This window comes from Thalassotalea crassostreae (genome assembly GCF_001831495.1).
Classification (GTDB): Bacteria; Pseudomonadota; Gammaproteobacteria; order Enterobacterales; family Alteromonadaceae; genus Thalassotalea_A; species Thalassotalea_A crassostreae.
Map to the genome: position 1 here is coordinate 1,994,579 of NZ_CP017689.1, position 18,439 is coordinate 2,013,017.

The 18,439-nt window shown below is 37.6% G+C and carries 17 protein-coding genes; 7 read left to right on the forward strand and 10 right to left on the reverse strand.

From position 1 onward, the window contains the following. Nucleotides 1-59: 59 nt before the first annotated feature. The gene (locus tag LT090_RS08660) at nt 60-1,202 is read left to right on the forward strand and encodes a cupin domain-containing protein (protein WP_157726622.1); all 1,143 of its coding nucleotides are present in this window, start codon (nt 60-62) and stop codon (nt 1,200-1,202) included. A gap of 8 nt (nt 1,203-1,210) precedes the next feature. Further along, nucleotides 1,211-1,672: a GNAT family N-acetyltransferase gene (locus tag LT090_RS08665; protein ID WP_068546321.1), complete on the forward strand. Its 462-nt coding sequence runs from the start codon at nt 1,211-1,213 to the stop codon at nt 1,670-1,672. Between the two features lie 12 nt (nt 1,673-1,684). Here LT090_RS08665 and LT090_RS08670 read toward each other — a convergent pair whose 3' ends face one another. Continuing rightward, nucleotides 1,685-2,092, reverse strand: coding sequence for a DUF4826 family protein (locus LT090_RS08670; RefSeq protein WP_332452289.1), 408 nt, complete (start codon nt 2,090-2,092; stop codon nt 1,685-1,687). A 224-nt stretch (nt 2,093-2,316) separates the two neighbouring features. On the opposite strand from LT090_RS08670, the gene LT090_RS08675 reads away from it, so the two are divergent. Next, complete coding sequence (locus LT090_RS08675) at nt 2,317-3,360, forward strand: Glu/Leu/Phe/Val family dehydrogenase (RefSeq protein WP_068546319.1); 1,044 nt, start codon at nt 2,317-2,319, stop codon at nt 3,358-3,360. A gap of 130 nt (nt 3,361-3,490) precedes the next feature. Here LT090_RS08675 and ydiJ read toward each other — a convergent pair whose 3' ends face one another. The 3 genes from ydiJ to ppsA all read right to left on the reverse strand — a co-directional run bounded on the left by ydiJ (nt 3,491) and on the right by ppsA (nt 9,682). Next, the gene (ydiJ, locus tag LT090_RS08680; protein WP_068546318.1) at nt 3,491-6,538 is read right to left on the reverse strand and encodes a D-2-hydroxyglutarate dehydrogenase YdiJ; all 3,048 of its coding nucleotides are present in this window, start codon (nt 6,536-6,538) and stop codon (nt 3,491-3,493) included. A 205-nt stretch (nt 6,539-6,743) separates the two neighbouring features. Next, nucleotides 6,744-7,007, reverse strand: coding sequence for a hypothetical protein (locus LT090_RS08685; protein WP_068546317.1), 264 nt, complete (start codon nt 7,005-7,007; stop codon nt 6,744-6,746). 299 nt (nt 7,008-7,306) lie between these two features. Continuing rightward, entirely contained in the window at nt 7,307-9,682 is a 2,376-nt protein-coding gene (ppsA, locus tag LT090_RS08690; protein ID WP_068546316.1) for a phosphoenolpyruvate synthase, read from the reverse strand. Nucleotides 9,683-9,817: 135 nt separating this feature from the next. On the opposite strand from ppsA, the gene ppsR reads away from it, so the two are divergent. After that, nucleotides 9,818-10,627 carry a posphoenolpyruvate synthetase regulatory kinase/phosphorylase PpsR gene (ppsR, locus tag LT090_RS08695; RefSeq protein ID WP_068546315.1) on the forward strand — a complete coding sequence of 270 codons (810 nt, stop codon included), beginning with the start codon at nt 9,818-9,820 and terminating at the stop codon, nt 10,625-10,627. Between the two features lie 102 nt (nt 10,628-10,729). Further along, nucleotides 10,730-11,770: a 3-deoxy-7-phosphoheptulonate synthase gene (locus tag LT090_RS08700; protein WP_068546314.1), complete on the forward strand. Its 1,041-nt coding sequence runs from the start codon at nt 10,730-10,732 to the stop codon at nt 11,768-11,770. An 83-nt stretch (nt 11,771-11,853) separates the two neighbouring features. Here LT090_RS08700 and LT090_RS08705 read toward each other — a convergent pair whose 3' ends face one another. From LT090_RS08705 to LT090_RS08735, 6 genes are all read right to left on the reverse strand, one after another. Then, nucleotides 11,854-12,336 carry a low molecular weight protein-tyrosine-phosphatase gene (locus LT090_RS08705; RefSeq protein ID WP_068546313.1) on the reverse strand — a complete coding sequence of 161 codons (483 nt, stop codon included), beginning with the start codon at nt 12,334-12,336 and terminating at the stop codon, nt 11,854-11,856. 55 nt (nt 12,337-12,391) lie between these two features. Next, nucleotides 12,392-12,955, reverse strand: coding sequence for a sulfotransferase family 2 domain-containing protein (locus LT090_RS16835; protein ID WP_082897152.1), 564 nt, complete (start codon nt 12,953-12,955; stop codon nt 12,392-12,394). Between the two features lie 3 nt (nt 12,956-12,958). Next, nucleotides 12,959-13,246 (reverse strand): hypothetical protein, encoded by a 288-nt coding sequence (locus tag LT090_RS08715; protein WP_068546311.1) that lies wholly within the window; start codon nt 13,244-13,246, stop codon nt 12,959-12,961. Between the two features lie 179 nt (nt 13,247-13,425). Then, a protein-coding gene (locus LT090_RS08720) for an IS3 family transposase (RefSeq protein WP_089153017.1) occupies nt 13,426-14,528 on the reverse strand; the annotation gives its coding sequence in 2 pieces (ribosomal slippage) (nt 13,426-14,264 and nt 14,264-14,528; 1,104 coding nt in all). A gap of 59 nt (nt 14,529-14,587) precedes the next feature. After that, nucleotides 14,588-14,959: a FixG Ig-like domain-containing protein gene (locus tag LT090_RS08730; RefSeq protein ID WP_068546308.1), complete on the reverse strand. Its 372-nt coding sequence runs from the start codon at nt 14,957-14,959 to the stop codon at nt 14,588-14,590. A 235-nt stretch (nt 14,960-15,194) separates the two neighbouring features. Continuing rightward, on the reverse strand, nt 15,195-15,590 hold the full coding sequence (locus LT090_RS08735) for an energy transducer TonB (RefSeq protein ID WP_068546307.1): 396 nt from the start codon (nt 15,588-15,590) through the stop codon (nt 15,195-15,197). Between the two features lie 407 nt (nt 15,591-15,997). Between LT090_RS08735 and LT090_RS08740 the strand changes: the two genes are divergently transcribed. Together LT090_RS08740 and LT090_RS08745 are read left to right on the forward strand one after the other, a co-directional pair. Beyond that, a complete protein-coding gene (locus tag LT090_RS08740; RefSeq protein ID WP_068546306.1) occupies nt 15,998-16,744 on the forward strand; it encodes a PP2C family protein-serine/threonine phosphatase in 747 nt (248 codons plus the stop codon). A gap of 88 nt (nt 16,745-16,832) precedes the next feature. After that, a complete protein-coding gene (locus LT090_RS08745) occupies nt 16,833-18,341 on the forward strand; it encodes an Hsp70 family protein (protein ID WP_068546305.1) in 1,509 nt (502 codons plus the stop codon). The last annotated feature ends 98 nt before the right edge of the window (nt 18,342-18,439 follow it).

Here is an 18,439-nt window from a genome sequence, read left to right on the forward strand (position 1 = left end):
TAAGATAAAGCTAATCTCTAGCTGAGCTAATCCGAATATCAAACAAAATAATGATTCCTATGAAAATACACTTTAATGATTTAACCGCTGAGCAATTTTTAGAAAAATATTGGCAGAAACAGCCACTGTTAATAAAAGGAGCTTTTAAAGATTTTCAAGATCCTATAGAAGCTGATGAGCTTGCGGGACTTGCGATGGAGGAATTCATTCAATCAAGGATCGTTAATAGAACTAAAAATAATTGGCAAGTAAAACACGGTCCATTTGTAGACTATAGCGAGTTTGGTGAAGCTAATTGGACGTTATTAGTTCAAGCTGTAAACAATTGGTTTGCAGAAGTAGACGCCTTGATTGAACCATTTAAATTTGTCCCTAGTTGGCGAATTGATGACGTTATGGTTAGTTTTTCAACGCCAGGTGGTGGTGTTGGTCCGCATTTGGATCAATACGATGTGTTTATTATCCAAGGTGAAGGTAAACGTCGATGGCGTGTGGGTAATCCTGATCCTAGTTTAGAAACATTGCTTCCTCATGAAGATCTTAAACAAGTATCAGAATTTGAAGCAGTAATAGATGAAGTAACAGAGCCTGGAGATTTATTGTATATCCCACCTAATCATCCTCATGATGGTATCGCTATTGATAATTCATTGAATTATTCTATTGGTTTCCAAGCCCCTAACGCTCAAGAGCTTTATTCCGCTTTTGCCGATCACCAGCTTGATAACCAACTATTTGAAAACCGTTTTGACGATAAAAATCGTAAAGCAACCAACTCTCCTGAAGAGCTTTCAATGGAAGATATACAATTACTCACCAATGAAATGAAAGAATCATTAAATGATGAATCTTTAATGAAACATTTTATGGGTAAATATCTAACGACAGTGCATCACCCTCTAAATTTACTTGTACCTATGGAGCCTCTATCATTTAAACAGATTTATGGCTTTTTAGAAGACGGAAATTCAATCAACGCAGTGCTTGGATTAAAAGCGGTTGTTATAAACACTAATAATTACAAAGCGTTATTCGCAAATGGTGAAGAGTTTTTACTAGAAGATGACACCAAAGCCTTGGCACATCTGCTTGCTAGAAAACAACCTTTGACTTTAGAACAATTAAAAAGTTCACTTGATTGTTTGAAAAATAAACAACTATTAACTAATGTTATTAATAAGGGGCTATGGAGTTTTGAGTGAGGATAGGTTTGCCTTATCAAGTAACCGTTGTAAATTGGCAACAGGCTAAGCAACAATTAAAGACAGTACGTGAAAAGGTATTCGTATGTGAATATCGCATTCCTTATGACGTAGAATTTGATAGACATGATCGCAAAGCGCATCATGTCTTAGTCACGGAAGAAAATTGTAATGAACCAATTGCAACTGGCAGAATAACGAATCAAGGCGAAATTTCTCGCATCGCTGTCGTCATTTCAAAGAGAAAGACTCCTGCTGGTAGGCAAGTAATTGAAACACTCTTAGGCATCGCTAGAAATAACAATTTAAAAGAAGTCTATATAAATAGTTCTTTAGATGCGGTTGATTATTTTGCAAGGCACCACTTTATTCCAGTTGGTGCCGTTTTTATGGAAGCGGGATTACCACGTCAAAGAATGGTGTGCTCCTTGTCCAAAATAGATTTTAAACGCTTTTACCTATCGCACTAGTTCCAGTCTTTTTTAACCTTCTTTCCATAAGTTTTCATTTTCAAATAACTGATACAAACCTTCCGCACGCCCTACTAAAAATTTAGCAAATTGAGCTTGTTCGGTTGTTGTCCCTGCTATATTTTGCGCTTGAAGTTGCCACTTCATAGAGAAATGACGTAACGAGTCGCGAACAGTATCAGCCGCCTCTGCTTGTATATGATCACATGGCAAATCACCACTGATCACCCAAATTGCATCGTTATCAATTGTTTTAAGTTTCCAAACGGCAAAAATAGGAGCTAAGTAACGACTGGTTTGTACTTCAACTGATTGTGTTACAACCCCTTTTTCTGCCAAATATTTTGTAGCATTAAGGTATTGTTCGCGAACCCACTGTTGTGTCTGTTCTTCTGTTATTGCATTTTCTGTCGACATCATACTTCTCTATTGAACGAAAAAGACTATACTCTCTGAAAATAGCTCGAATAACAAGGCTATTACTGATCATTTTGGAAATATATACTGTAATTATTTCTTCACAAATATTCAGTGATAAATGTGTCAAAATCACTAGCTCAGCTGGCACTTAAGTGCTATGTTTCGTGCGTCTAGAATATGGCACCGAACAGTTACCAATAAGAAAGAATATATCGGAGAAAATTGTGGCGTTATTTGAATTAGTCGACTTCGACCACCACGAACAAGTTGTATACTGCTCAGATGAGCAAAGTGGATTAAAAGCAATCATTGCAGTACATAATACAAATTTAGGCCCTGCAGCAGGCGGCTGTCGATTTTGGAATTATGATAACGAGCAAGACGCATTAAAGGATGTATTGCGACTATCTCGAGGTATGACCTATAAAAATGCTATGGCTGGCTTACATCTTGGTGGCGGTAAAGCAGTAATTATTGGTGACCCAAAAGAATTAAAATCGGATGCTCTGTTTAAAGCGTTTGGTCGCGCTGTTAACAACCTTGGTGGTCGTTATTACACAGCAGAAGACGTAAACATTACAACCGCTGACATGGGCATTGTAAATCAAGAAACTGAGTTCGTCTCTGGATTGGAAGGTCGAAGTGGTAATCCCGGTCCATTTACCGCTCTAGGAACATTTCTTGGCATAAAAGCTGCGGTAAAATTTAAACTTGGTAAAGATGACTTAACGGGTATTAAAGTTGCAGTGCAAGGTCTTGGCAGCGTTGGTTATTCATTATGTGAGCAACTTCATGCCGCAGGCGCAGAGCTTATCGTTACTGATATCAATGAAGACACATTAAACAAAGCAAAAGCTGAGCTTAACGCGACTGTTGTTGGTTTAGATGAAATATACGGTCAAGATGTCGATGTGTTTTCTCCTTGTGCTCTAGGCGCTTCAATAAACGATGAAACAATCGAGCAATTAACTGCAGTTATTGTCGCTGGTTGTGCAAATAATCAATTAGCGCAAGCAAAACACGACCAAGTTTTACACGATAAAGGCATTTTATATGCACCAGATTACGTAATTAATGCTGGTGGTATCATCAATGTTGCCCTTGAAATTTATCCTCAGGATTATAATGCAGATGAGGCGACTCGCTTAGTGCATAATATTTATGACACATTAATGAAAGTGTTTGAAAAAGCAGGTGATGATAATTTACCAACAGGTATTGTTGCAGACCAAATGGCGAGAGAGATTATTATTAACGGTCACGGTTAAGCTATTTCAATCTAAGTCTTATATTTTAAGTGCATGCTTTAATCTTTTTACTTCAAATGCTTAGATAAAAAAATATTAAAAAAAGCTCGTTTTCTACAATAGAATACGAGCTTTTTTATAAGTCTTATAGTTAAATATGCTTTACTAACGCCTGTATTGGATGTTTAAGGTTTTTCTGACCTAAACGTTTGACTTGCGAACGACAGGAGAACCCTGTTGCAAGCTGATAAGCACCATCGCCAGAATCCACCGCTTTACGCCAACTCAAATCATATAAGCCTTGTGAATTTTGTTGATTTTGCTTCTCGTGACCATAGGTTCCGGCCATACCACAACAACCTACACTGATACCTTCAAGTTTTAATCCAAAGAATTTAAAAATCTGCTGCCATTGTTGTTCAGACTCTACTAATGCAGTTTTTTCAGTACAGTGACTGAATAACTGATAGACAGGTAAATACTTAGGCTCTGTCGGAGTTTGGTTTGCAATTTCGGATAATAACCACTCATGGGCTAATTGCACATTAAAGTCACCACGTTGTTCACCTAAAACTTGCTTATACTCATCTCGATAACAAAGAACTAACGACGCATCAACACCAACCATTGGTACATTTAGCATAGCTAACTGATTTAATAAATCACTTGCCGTTTTGGCCGTTTTAGCAAACTTTTCCAAAAATCCTTTAACATGCTGAGGTTTACCGTTAGGCGTAAATGGCAACAACAAAGGTTTCTTGTCTAACTTTCTGATCAAAGAGATAAGATCTTCAACGAGCTCAGCTTCATAGAATGATGTAAATGGGTCTTGAACTACAACGATGTAGTCTTTACGCTGTTCATCAGTTAATGCTGATAGTTTCTCTAAGTCGAATGATTCTAGCGTTTGTTGTTTTAGCCGCTGAGCCAAATTTGGCGACGAAAGCAATGGTGTATCAACATAACCTAATACCCATTTACTGAACTTTTCAAAGACTTTGTTATTAATCACAAAATTGGTTAACGATGGTGTTCTTGCTAATAACGGCGTTAAACGCTCTACATTAGCAACCATATGATCTTTTAGCGGTCTGAGATAACGTGAATAATAAATGTCACTAAATTGAGCTTTAAATTCTGGCACATCAACTTTTACAGGACATTGACTGGCGCAGGCTTTACAAGCCAAACAACCGTTCATTGCTTCCATAACCTCAACTGAATAATCATAACTTCCGAGTTTAACTTTCACCGTATTTATGGTTTTCAAAGCAAGTTGTTTAACACTGATTTGTTTATGTTGCTTAAGTGATTCAAAGTCAACGCCCTTCTCACTTAGCAAGCGCAACCATTCTCTCATTAAACCAGCTCGACCTTTTGGTGAATGTCTTCTATCCCCTGTTATCTTGCTCGATGGACACATAGGTGATTTAGGATCAAAATTAAAACACAGGCCATTACCATTACAATTGACTACCGAGGGCAAAGTGTCTTGTACAGTAACCGGGATCTGTCTATCAAATCCGCCCCGTTTTTTCGCATCGACACTAACTAACTTTTCAACAGAATCTAGTGGTGTACAAATCTTGCCTGGATTCATTTTGTTTTTCGGATCAAAAGCTGATTTTATTTTTCGTAATTCGTTAAACAGCTCTTCACCAAAAAATTGCGGTCCATATTCACTGCGATAACCTTTGCCGTGTTCACCCCACATTAAACCGCCATACTTAGCGGTTAAAGTAACGACTTGGTCTGATATTTCTCTTAAGATCACTTCCTGCTTAGGATCACACATATCTAAGGCTGGCCTAACATGCAAAACACCGGCATCGACGTGACCAAACATGCCATAATCTAATTTATAGCGATCAAGCAATGCTCTGAACTCTAAAATGTAATCGGCCAAATTTTCAGGTGGAACAGCGGTATCTTCAGCAAAAGCCAGTGGTTTAGCTTTTGATTCTGATTTTCCTAATAAGCCCACTGCTTTTTTGCGCATACCATAAAGTTTGTTAATTTCACTTAACTGATCGGTTAGCTGATAGCCTATGACACCGCCTACTTCCTCGCCGATATCTTTATCTAGCTGCTGACATAATCGGTCAATTTTTTCTTGGTTTTGCTCGATACTGTCCCCGGCATACTCGACAATATTTAAGCCATCCATTACTTTGTTTTCAACATCAGTGATCAGATTTTTCACCGTATGCCAAACGACGTCTTGCTTGGCTAAGTTCAATACTCGACTATCTATTGTTTCTACTGACAATGCATTTGCTTCAACCAATTTTGGTGAATGACGCAAAGCCGATTCAAAGCTGTCATACTTAATTACTAATAACGCTCGGGCTTTCGGGATTGGCGTGATATTTAATTTTGCTTCAGCAACAACCGCTAACGAACCTTCAGACCCGGTAATCAGTCGGGTTAAATCAAACTCGCTAAGGTCATCATTAAAGACATTTTCTAAATCATAACCGGTTAAAAAACGATTTAATCGTGGGAATTTAGCCAGAATCTTATCGCGATTATCAAAACAACTTTGAAAAGCCGTCTTATATAATTTACTTTCATTAGTTTGTTGCTCAATGAGCGCCTGTATTTTATCGACAGGTTGTTTTTGCGTACTAAGCTCGTCGCCGTTTGCTAATACAAAACGTAACCCTAATACATGATCCGATGTTTTACCGTAAACTAAAGAGCCTTGTCCGGAGGCATCGGTATTTACCATGCCGCCAATTGTCGCTCGATTACTGGTGGATAAATCTGGTGAGAAAAAGTAGCCAAGAGGCTTTAAAAATTCGTTTAATTGATCTTTCACAACTCCGGCTTGAACACGAACCCATTGTTGTTCGATATTAACTTCAATGATTTCTCTCATGAACTTTGATAAATCAATAACGATACCAGGCGTTAACGATTGACCATTGGTACCAGTACCGCCACCACGAGCACTGAACTGTATTTCATTAAACAAACTTTGGCTGGCAATGCTGGTAATAAGCTTAATATCTTCAACCGACTTTGGATGTAAAACCGCTTGCGGAATTTGTTGATATACACTGTTGTCTGTAGCAACCGCTAAACGAGCGCTATATTGGCATGAAACTTCGCCCTTATAAGCAGATTTTCGTAGTGCTTTTAGGTACTTTTTATAGGTCGGCGATACAACGTCGCTGTAATCTAGCGCTGGTAACATGGTCATTTGTATGAAGTGTTTAACAATTTAAAATTAAGATACTCCTATGATGCAAAAAATAGGCTTCAAAAACAAATGCTTTATTGGCATAAAGGGATAAAAACTAGAATAAGTAAATTTCGAGCTCATCTGCGCTTTACCCTTTTAAAATAAACAACAAACGGTGTTCTAACCTTTCCTGCTACTGACACTTATTACTCAATACTCATAGATCTACATAGCGAACAAAAGTGTATGTTGACTTATCTGAAGATTTTAATGTTGCTTTCGACAGTAAAAGTTTACTACCAATTTTGATTTTCGCGCCGCGAGGAACCTCAATTTTAATAGGTACCTTTAGATCGGATAACCTTACTGACAGAAAACTTGTGTGTCCCATCTGATGCAACGCAGCGCCACTATTCTCTACAAGACCGACAACTTCTTCGAATACGTAAGCTTCATCATCAAATGAAAACCAAACTGCCAATACTAAGAAGATGGGAATGAATAAATATTTTAAAGGCTTAAAGATAGTGTCTCCTACATTTTATATTTTTGATCTTTATATAAAACATGGGGATAGTTAATCATTAATCAACTGTAAAACAATAACTTGTCAATAACCGTAGCTATTAACCCTTAGGTTGAAACATAGTCTTTAGCTTGTGACTTTGGTTAAACTGGGGCAAATAAAAAAGGATCTATTTAAAATAGATCCTTTGTTTAAGAATAACTTTCTCTTGTTCGCAGCTAGATTTTAATACCTAGCTACAGTATACAAGGCAATTACTTGTTGTTTTGCTCTGCAAGATATAACCAAGTATCAAGCACTGAATCTGGGTTTAATGAAACAGAATCGATACCTTGTTCAACTAACCAAGCCGCAAAGTCTTTATGATCAGATGGGCCTTGGCCACAAATACCAACGTATTTTCCTCGTGCTTTACAGGCTTTTATTGCCATTGATAATAACGCCTTGATTGCAGGATTGCGTTCATCAAATAAATGAGCGATTAAGCCTGAGTCACGGTCTAAACCAAGTGTTAACTGAGTTAAATCATTTGATCCGATTGAAAAACCATCAAAGTGATCTAAGAACTGGTCTGCTAAAAGTGCATTTGACGGTAATTCACACATCATAATGATTCTTAGTCCGTTTTCGCCACGAACTAAGCCATTCTCAGCTAAGATTTCGATAACCTGCTCAGCTTCCTCTAATGTGCGGACAAATGGGATCATAATTTCTACGTTGGTTAGCCCCATGTCGTTACGAACACGTTTAATCGCTTCACATTCCATCGCAAAACATGCACGGAAGTCTTCAGAGATATAACGAGAAGCACCACGATAACCAATCATCGGGTTCTCTTCTTCAGGTTCGTAGATATCACCGCCTACTAAGTTAGCGTATTCATTTGATTTGAAATCAGACATACGGACGATAACTTTTTCAGGGTTAAACGCTGCAGCTAATGTAGAAACGCCTTCAGTAAGCTTAGTTACGTAAAATTCACGAGGAGATTCGTAACCCGCAATAATGTCTTTAATTTCTTCTTGTAAATCAGCAGATTCATTTTCAAAATTTAACAGTGCTTTTGGATGAACACCGATCATTTTGTTAATGACAAATTCAACACGGGCCAACCCAATGCCAGAATGTGGTAAGCGAGCAAAAGAAAAAGCTCTGTCTGGGTTACCAACATTCATCATAACTTTCATAGGAATATCAGGCATGTTGTCGATTTCTGATGTCGTTACTGAGTAATCCAGCTGACCTTCATAAATAAAACCGGTATCACCTTCTGCACAAGAAACCGTTACATCAACACCATCTGCAATTAAGTCTGTTGCATTACCACAACCGACAACCGCTGGAATCCCCATTTCACGAGCAATGATTGCAGCATGACAAGTACGGCCCCCACGGTTGGTTACGATAGCCGATGCACGCTTCATGATAGGCTCCCAATCAGGATCTGTCATATCTGTCACTAACACATCACCAACTTGAACTTTATCCATCTCATCGATTGAATCAAGGATTCGTACTTTACCTTTACCAATCTTCTGACCGATAGAGCGACCTTCACAAATGACTTTTGACTTGTCTTGTAATTGGAATTGTTCCATTACATTGGCACTTTCGCGACTCTTAACCGTTTCTGGACGAGCTTGAACAATATATAACTTACCGTCTAAACCATCTTTGGCCCATTCGATGTCCATCGGACGACCGTAATGCTTTTCAATTATCACAGCTTGTTTAGCAAGTTCTTGAATTTCTTTATCATTAATAGAGAATGTATTCGATACACTTTCTTCAACATCAACAATTTCAACTTGTTTTCCGTGTTCTTGGTTTGCTGCATAAACCATCTTGATTGCTTTTGAACCTATGTTACGACGTACAACACTTGGTTTGTTTGCTGCTAATGTTGGCTTATGAACGTAAAACTCATCAGGGTTTACAGCACCTTGAACAACCATTTCGCCCAAACCAAAGCTTGAAGTGATAAATACTACATCTTCAAAGCCTGATTCTGTATCAATACTAAACATTACACCAGAAGATGCGATGTCAGAACGAACCATGCGTTGAATACCAGCAGACAGCGCAACACCGTGGTGTTCATAACCTGAATGAACACGGTAAGAGATAGCTCGGTCATTAAATAGCGAAGCAAATACGTGTTTGATTGCAGTCATTACTGCGTCTAAGCCACGTACATTTAGGAAAGTTTCTTGTTGACCAGCAAAAGACGCATCAGGCATATCTTCAGCGGTTGCAGAAGAACGTACAGCAAAAGATGCTTCTTCACCGAATTCTCCTGCAAGAGCGTTGTATGCGTCTTCGATGTCTTTTTGCATTTCAGGAAGGAATGGCGTATCGATGATCCATTGACGGATTTTTGCGCCGCATTCAGTTAGTGCGTGAATATCTTCAACATCTAACTTATCAAGTTCGGCATAAATTTTATCGTTAACGCCGGATTGTTCTAGAAAGTGATTAAAAGCAAACGCCGTTGTAGCGAATCCTCCAGGAACCTGAACACCAACATTGGCTAGGTTAGAAATCATTTCACCAAGTGATGCATTTTTACCGCCAACGCGGTCTACATCGCCCATCCCAAGATCTTGATACCAAAGAACATTTTCTTGCACACTATTCTCCTAAAAAGAACAAACTTATTGTGATAAATGAATGTAAGGTTAGACATCCATATGATTGCTCGATATTCTACACTGAGTAATATCAAACTAAAACCCATTTAGAATTATTTTATAAGAGATTACAAAATGCGTGCAGCTTTTTACATTTCCGATGGTACAGCCATTACTTCTGAGGTTTTTGGACATGCGTTATTATCGTTATTTCCTATGGAATTTGAACACATTACAATTCCATTTGTTGAAACGGTTGAGAAAGCACAACAAGTTAAACAACAAATTAACCTTACCCATAAGCGAACAGGCGAAAAGCCATTTGTCTTTCACACTTTTGTAAATTCAGAAATCAAAGAAATCATCGATAGTTGTGACGGCACAATCTATAATTTTTTAGAGCACTTTATAAACCCGGTAGAACAAGAACTCGGTATTGAAGCCAAACCAAAAGCTCACCGTACGCACTCGATTCACGAAAACAGCTACGACTATCGTATTGATGCGGTTAACTTTGCCCTTGCCAATGATGACGGCTCTAAGGTTACCGATTACGAGCATGCAGATGTTATCCTAGTTGGTGTATCGCGTTCAGGTAAAACTCCATCTTCATTATACTTAGCTCTGCAATACGGCATTAAGGCAGCGAATTACCCGTTTACTGATGACGATATGGACGAATTAAAACTTCCAAACTTTTTAAAGAAACATAAAAAGAAACTGTTTGGCTTAACCATCGACCCAACCCGTTTACATGAAATACGCGACGGTCGAATGGCAAATTCTAAGTATTCTTCTGCGCGTCAATGTCGCATGGAAATAAGAGAAGTTGAGAAGCTGTATAAGAAAGAAAAGATACCTTTTATCAACACCACTAAGTTTTCTGTCGAAGAAATATCAGCAAAAATACTAGGAGAAATGGGATTACAACGATATAAATACTAATATATAGCTAATAATTACAACAAAACGGTTCCACTAGGAACCGTTTTTCGTTATGTTAGCCCCATTATAAACACGGTTACCGTAAAACGGTTAAAGAACACTATGACCTTGAAAACAGATGAGTTTCGCACATCCTTAATTGAGCATTTAATATCACCTGCTCAACTTGCACGTGACATCCCTTTGTCGGATGAAACCGCAGAATTTATTATTCAATCTCGTAAAGATATTGAAAATATAATTAGTGGTAAAGATAAACGCATGCTCGTTGTGATCGGCCCTTGCTCAATACATGACACTGAAGCAGCGCTTGACTACGCGCAAAAGCTTAAGGTTTTACAAGAAAGATATAAAGATGAACTTTATATTGTAATGCGTGTGTATTTTGAAAAGCCAAGAACAACCGTTGGTTGGAAAGGCTTAATCAGTGACCCTGATCTTGATAAGTCATTTAATGTTGAAAAAGGTCTGCATTTAGCCCGTGATTTACTGGTTAAAATTAATGAAATGGGCTTGCCAGCAGCGACTGAGTTTTTGGATATGGTTACGGGTCAATACATTTCAGATCTTATTAGCTGGGGCGCAATTGGCGCTCGCACTACCGAATCACAAGTACATCGTGAGTTAGCTTCCGCTCTATCTTGCCCTGTTGGTTTTAAAAACGGTACCGATGGTAACATCAAGATTGCGATTGATGCGATTCACGCTTCGCGTGTACCTCACGTTTTATATTCACCTGATAAAACAGGACAGATGTGTATCTACCGAACCTCAGGTAACCCGTATGCGCATGTGATTTTACGTGGTGGCAAATTGCCAAACTACTCAAAATCAGACATCGACAGCACCTGTCAGCAGTTAGATAACGCGAAAATAACCCCAAGCGTAATGGTTGATTGTAGCCATGGTAATAGTGAGAAGAATCATAATAAACAGATCCTTGTTGCCGAAGAATTAGCCAAACAAATCAACGACGGTTCTACTCATGTATTTGGCGTAATGATTGAAAGTTTCTTGGTTGAAGGAAACCAGAAAGTTGTTGATGTTAACGACTTAATTTATGGACAAAGTATTACTGATGCTTGTGTGAACCTACAACAGAGTGAACAAATACTCGATATTCTGCAAACTGCTAAGCAATAGCATAGTTAAACGTAGTAGAACGAATTATAAAGGCACCATATGGTGCCTTTAATTGTTTTATTAACTGGAAAATGAGAAATAAGTTACCGCAATTTTTTTATTAATCCCTCGCTTGCATCTTCTATCAAGTCTAGAACCAATGCGAAACCCCGGCTTCCACCGTAATATGGATCAGGTACTTGTGTTTCATCAAAGCTTTCCGAGTATTCTAAAAATAGCTTTATTTTATGAGCATGTTCATCCGGTGCTATCGCTTGTAAGTTTCTAACATTGTCATCGTCCATTGCTAATATAAGCGAGAACCGCTCAAAATCTTCAACTAACACTTTACGTGCCTTTAAACCATCAAAGGAATAGCCACGCTTAACGCCTTCTTTTTCTGAGCGACGATCTGGCCTTTCACCAGTATGCGCAGACAACGTGCCGGCAGAGTCTATTTTAATTTCCAGTCCCAATTCATTAGCTTTATGACGAAAAACAGCTTCCGCTGTCGGTGAGCGACATATATTGCCCATACAGACGAATAGTACGCTAGTTATTTCAGAATTATTATTTAAACCTGTCATTTTGCTTCTCAATAATGGATTTATTTGGCGATTGTTAATAGCAATGTTTCAAAAGTTAAACGCTAAAAGTTTGAGCAGCTTTTTCACATAATTTGAAATCTTCAGCATAAAATAATTTAACCTTTTTTCTTATCTCGTCATCGTAAAATAATTCTTTATCAGGAAAGTAACCATTTTTATTCTTATATTGCATGATGTCGATATTTTTAGTATCTGACCAATCAGTAGACTCGTCTACATTTACATACTGATGATGTTGTCGGCGTTGAGTGTTATCAATACTGGAATCAAAATTAAATTTTGATTCTAAATATTTTAATCCTTGTGCCAAATATTTCAAATCAATAACAATATCTAAATCTATACCTTGTACTGTATGACTTTGTGGGCGCCAATGTCGATTAAGTTGACTCACTTCAACGGTACTTAAATAATCAACAAACTGCCTAAAGGTAATTGATGGTTGCTCGCAGCCATCTTCTTGTCTTACCGATTTTATTACATGTTGAACCCATTTTTGTTTGATTTCTTCAGTACAGAATTTATCAACAAACGCACTGACTAACCGAGAGTACGGCTCTCGTACTACAAGGATTTTATAATACGAATCATCAAGAATTGCTTATTCAATCTCTACGCGGTTTCTTTTGCCGTGATATCGAACGAATTTTCTTAAAATCTTGTTATCTTCATTAGGTAAATCTTTACCATGAAACTTTTTGTAATTTTTATACCAACGTATAGAAAAACGCCACCCTAAAAGTTTTATTGAAGAGAAAAAACTAGTAAAATATTTTTCTGGTTCTAAACTAGAAATAAACCAAGATTTGAGTACGGTCCCCGCACATTTAGAATTAGTAAAGAGAATAAATTTTTTTCTTTTTGTTAGATGAGGAATCGGATCTCTCATGTCATATTACCTGTTTTCACTTTGAGTGAAATATAAAAACACATATAAAGCCTATCAATTCTGCGACTATTCGCAATTTGCTTAAATTTAAAATTGTTAGCATAGCAAAGAAAACTATTCAAAAGTAGAGTGTTATTAGGTCTTTCTATGGAATACAGTGTAACCCTCCCATTCTTAGATCAGTTTTTAATAGAGTTTTCCATTACTAACTTCTCGTATACTTTGAGTGGTAAATCATTGAGCGATTCATGTGGTCGCTCATAATTATAATCATCAATCCAAGTTTCAGTGATATTTCTTACTTCAGTCAATGATTGAAACAAATAACAATCTAGCACTTCGTTTCGGTAAGTGCGATTAAATCGTTCAATATAGGCATTTTGTGTTGGTTTACCTGGCTTAATGAAATCTAACTTTATGCCATGTTCTTCAGCCCAAAACTCTAACGCCTGTGAGATAAATTCTGGACCATTATCTTGACGAATCGCTTTCGGATAACCTCGATAGGCAGCAATGCGATCAAGCACGCGTATGATGCGCTCAGACGGCAAACTGTGGTCAATTTCAATGGCTAATACTTCGCGTTGGAAATCATCAATTACGTTAAACGTACGAAACGGTCGGCCTTGATATAAACTGTCGTGCATAAAATCCATCGACCAACAATCATTGGCACTGGTTGGTACGGCCAATGGCTCAGGGTTTCGATTAGGTAAACGTTTCTTGCCTTTGCGCTTAAGGTTAAGCTTCAAACCACAGTACACGCGATAGACACGTTTGTGGTTCCAGCCGAAGCCTTGGTTTCGAAGTCTTTTAAATAATTTACGAAAACCATAGCCAGTATGTGTTTCAGCGAGTGGAACTAGCTCATTAATGATGTCCGAGTCATCCACTAATTTGGGCTGATAGTAATACGTACATCGGCTAATGTTTAAGGCCTGACATGCCAGCACAACACCTAGACCTAGCTCCATCACGGCATACTTGGCTAACTGCTTTCGTTCTGATGGCTTTACAGCTTTTTTTCTACAATGTCTTTCAATGCCATGTTTTGCAAACTGACATCGGCAAACAACTTCTTCAGCTTACGGTTCTCGTCTTCAAGTGCCTTTAACTTGGCTAAATCGGATGCCTCCATCCCGCCGTATTTGGATTTCCACTTGTAATAGGTACTTTGCCCTACATTGTATTTTCGGCAAAGCTCAGGCACGGTCATTGCACCTGATTCACCTTCTTTTAAAATGGCAAAAATTTGGGCTTCACTAAATCGTTTGTTTTTCATCTTGTTGTTCTCCGCTTATTTAACAATAAACGGAAAACTCTATTAAAGCGATTCTGATTTTAAGGGAGGGTTACAACAGAGTTGTAGTTTATAACATTAGTATCACCGCTTATATTAAAATGAAATTTTCTAAAAATATTATCGTAATTTTTAGGAGATCTTATCGTTATTGTTACTTCTTTATGTTCTTGGGATTTTAGTGATACTTCAGTTGTGCCAATAATTTTAAACCCGTCGCCTAAATCTGTCGATATATGAAAGTGTGAAATTTTATTCGTTTTATTAAGCAACTTCAAAGTAAATGAATTCTCAGTTTCGCCAGAATATAACGTCCGATAGAGCACATTTCTGTCTTTAATAACCGACACTTCGAAACTGTCCCGAGCACCAAGCCATAAGCCAAGTGATACCAGCATAGAAACAATGATCATTGTATAAGAAAAGTCTTCTAACAAAACCAATATAAATATTACAGACATAGTTGAAGAAGTAGAAAAACACATTTCAGATGTAATCAATTCATAAAATAGTATTTAGCAGCACTTGTTAACATAAAGTCTAAGAAAACTTCTTTTTTGGGCCCAAAAAAGTGTTTTAGAATTTCCCCACTCTGTTTAATAATTTTATTAAACAGAGTATTTTTTAAAAATAAGGCTTCGTTGTTTATCAACAATCGTCTTCAATTGTAAATTCTATTGTTTGGTACAGGTCTTTAATTTTAACTGGTTGTCCGTTTTCAATCGAAGGTTTGTATCTCCACTTCGATAGTGCTTTTTTTGCTGCTTTATCAAAAATTTGTTTTGGGCTAGATTCTACAACTTGTACATCTTCAACCTTACCTGTCGTGGTAATAGAGTATCTAAGAATGACAACGCCCGTTATGCCATCGTTATATGCTTCTTCCGGATAGTTTGGTTGAACCCTTACAATTGGAAAGTGAGGATTAGTTGGGTATTTTGTGACATCGAGTTGCTCCTGTACGTTCTCTGTTGGTTTAGCTGCTGATTGGAAACTACTAAAAATTAATAACAAAGGTAATGCAAATGTCTTATATGTTTTCAATGTTTTATCCTTAAAATCTTATTTTTATTTGGTTAAATTGACAAAAATTATATTGGTACGCTACATCATAATCCGTCAATCACTTATGACGTTCTTTAAACACACTTAATAAATGATTAATTAAACACTCTAATGATATAAGCTTGCATGTCAAATTTTCTACACCACTGTCACATTACATATACTCCCTTTCTATCATTTATAAATTCAATACCGAGATAATTTACAAAAAATACTGGTATAAATATTTGTAATAAAACGTCACTAATACAATAATTTTGATTGTTTCTAAGTTAACTATAAGTAAAATGATTAAAGTACTTTAATCTTGCTAGAAATTGTTTATATATTAATAGTTTTGGCTGCCATCATTAATAACTAACACCGCGCACAAAGGAAAAGAAACGTTGTTACTTTCATCTAGTTTATTTTTCAAAAATACTTGGTCCTTTTCAGGCAGTACTGAAATTGGTCCAAATAAACAACACAATGAAGATTCTATTGCAATTGATAATAATCATCAATTCGCAATAGTATGTGATGGCGTGGGTGGTAATCGTTGTGGCGAAGTTGCTTCAAAAATGGCATGTACATATTTGTCTAATGCGTTAACCAATAAAGCCGAAAGTAGTAAAACCGAGCTTAAACAGATTCAACTTAAATCCATGCTAAAGAGTTGCCATAAGTATTTACTTGAACACATGCAACTCCATAAAGAAACACAAGGCATGGCAACAACGCTTGTACTCGCTTTTCGACATAAAAAAAATGCCACCATTGCTTGGGCAGGCGACAGTAGAGCCTACCTTTTAAGAAATGACAAATTAATACAACTAAGTCAAGATCATAGTTTTGTTGCCGAAAAGGTTGCACAGGGAGTATTTACAGAAAAGGAAGCTGAGGAGCATTCATTAGCAAACTTAATTACGTCTGCTCTTGGAGGTAGCACCAATAGCTTAAAACATATTGGTATCGAAACCATCAAACTTAAAAAAAATGACCGACTTATATTGTGTACAGACGGTGTATACGGCTATATGGCTCAAGCTCAGTTAATGAATGCCGCGAAAATATCGGCGCATGCGCTTACATCACAAGCAATTGATAATGACACTTTAGATAATTGCAGTGCAATATGCATCGATATAAGCTAAGCAAAAATTAAAAGTACCCACTTCTATGTATTTAGCTAATACAGTATGATAATGGTATAAAACAACTAATAATATACTCAAAGACATTATGCTTTATTTAGGGATCGACTTAGGCACCACATTCTCGTTAGCCTCTTATATAAATGCGGCCAACCAAGTTGCATTAATACCAGATAAATATGACACCAATAACTTCCGCACTCCGTCTGTTGTCCAAATAGGCAGCAATGGCTGCTTTGTAGGTGATGCAGTTGAAGCACAATTGCAAGAGAACCCAAGCTCAGAACATGTTCGGTTTGTAAAACTAGCTATGGGTGAAGAACAGCATTTTGTTGATCATCAACAACGCCAATGGCGACCTGAAGCAATTTCTGCATTGATACTTAAAAAGCTCATTAACGATACCACTAGTTTTCTACCCGAAAACCTAGCAGGTGCTGTTGTTACCGTTCCAGCTAATTTTTCAGACAATCAACGTCAGGCTACAAAGCAAGCTGCTCTTTTAGCTGGAATTCCTAGAGCGACATTGATAGAAGAGCCTATTGCCGCTGCTACATTTTATGGTATGAATGATATCTCGGGCGATCAAACTTTATTCGTATTTGACTTAGGAGGCGGCACGTTCGATGCCACACTTTTACAAGCAGCTGACGATGGACTATTTGTCCTAGCAACTGACGGTCAACATGACTTAGGCGGTAAAACCGTCGATGAAGCAATAATGCAACAAGTAGCTGATGAATACGAACGATTGCATGGCGATGATCCAAGGCAAAACAGTACCGCACTAGTACAGCTACGCCAGTTTGCTACCGAAGCAAAGCTAGAACTGTGCAAACCTGGTGTTAACCAAGTTCGTAAAACACTATTGATTAATAAACGTACTGTTGATTTTTTACTTACCCAAGCGCAGTTCAATCGTTTAGTAGATAAATTAGTAGAACAAGCCATAACCGTATGTGAACGTTGTTTAAGTGCAGCAAGCATGGACTGGGATTTTGTTGATCATATTCTACTTACCGGCGGCTCAAGTTTATTACCCTTGGTTCGAGAAAAGCTAGCACAACGTACAGACAGACCAAAAGACGGTTTAATGTTAAAACAGCCGCATCAAGCTGTTGCTTTTGGCGCAGCGTTAATTGCCAACCAACTATTTAGTGATTCGAGTAATAAAAAACAGTTACAACGGGCTACTAGTTGGCAACTAGGCATAAGAGTCGCAGGCAGAGATGGTAAGCCTTGTGTACAGGTAATGATTGATAAAAACCAGCCTGTGCCAGCCAATAAAACAGTCACTTTCAACACCACCCGCGAAAATCAGCCACGTATGGTTATTGAAGTGGTACAGCAAAAAGACAGTAATGAAGATGAGAAAAGCTTAGGTTATTTTATTTTTGCGCTACCCGAAAATGCTGCTATTCGTTATGCCGTTGATATAACTCTTGCTTACGATATAGAAGGATTAGTTACAGCAACAGCCCGTAATCCGAAAACAGGCACTCAGCTAAAGCAAGTGATGGATGAAAATGGCGCAGCTTTAGACGATGAACTAGTAAACCAGAAAGATTGGATCGACCATACATTAGTGAACGAATAAACGTTATTTAAAGATTGAGATGATCATCTCTTGGCACTAGTTTTACTTAGAATTATTTTAATTAGATTTAGTATGCTTAGGGTTAAGGAAAAAGTTAG

What these genes read in the sequence shown, in the direction of transcription:
- LT090_RS08660 (WP_157726622.1), top strand. Translation starts at nt 60, where the DNA reads ATGAAAATACACTTTAATGATTTAACCGCTGAGCAATTTTTAGAAAAA.
- LT090_RS08670 (WP_332452289.1), bottom strand. Translation starts at nt 2,092, where the DNA reads ATGATGTCGACAGAAAATGCAATAACAGAAGAACAGACACAACAGTGG.
- ydiJ (WP_068546318.1), bottom strand. Translation starts at nt 6,538, where the DNA reads ATGTTACCAGCGCTAGATTACAGCGACGTTGTATCGCCGACCTATAAA.
- ppsR (WP_068546315.1), top strand. Translation starts at nt 9,818, where the DNA reads ATGCGTGCAGCTTTTTACATTTCCGATGGTACAGCCATTACTTCTGAG.
- LT090_RS08700 (WP_068546314.1), top strand. Translation starts at nt 10,730, where the DNA reads ATGACCTTGAAAACAGATGAGTTTCGCACATCCTTAATTGAGCATTTA.
- LT090_RS08705 (WP_068546313.1), bottom strand. Translation starts at nt 12,336, where the DNA reads ATGACAGGTTTAAATAATAATTCTGAAATAACTAGCGTACTATTCGTC.
- LT090_RS08715 (WP_068546311.1), bottom strand. Translation starts at nt 13,246, where the DNA reads ATGAGAGATCCGATTCCTCATCTAACAAAAAGAAAAAAATTTATTCTC.
- LT090_RS08730 (WP_068546308.1), bottom strand. Translation starts at nt 14,959, where the DNA reads ATGATCATTGTTTCTATGCTGGTATCACTTGGCTTATGGCTTGGTGCT.
- LT090_RS08745 (WP_068546305.1), top strand. Translation starts at nt 16,833, where the DNA reads ATGCTTTATTTAGGGATCGACTTAGGCACCACATTCTCGTTAGCCTCT.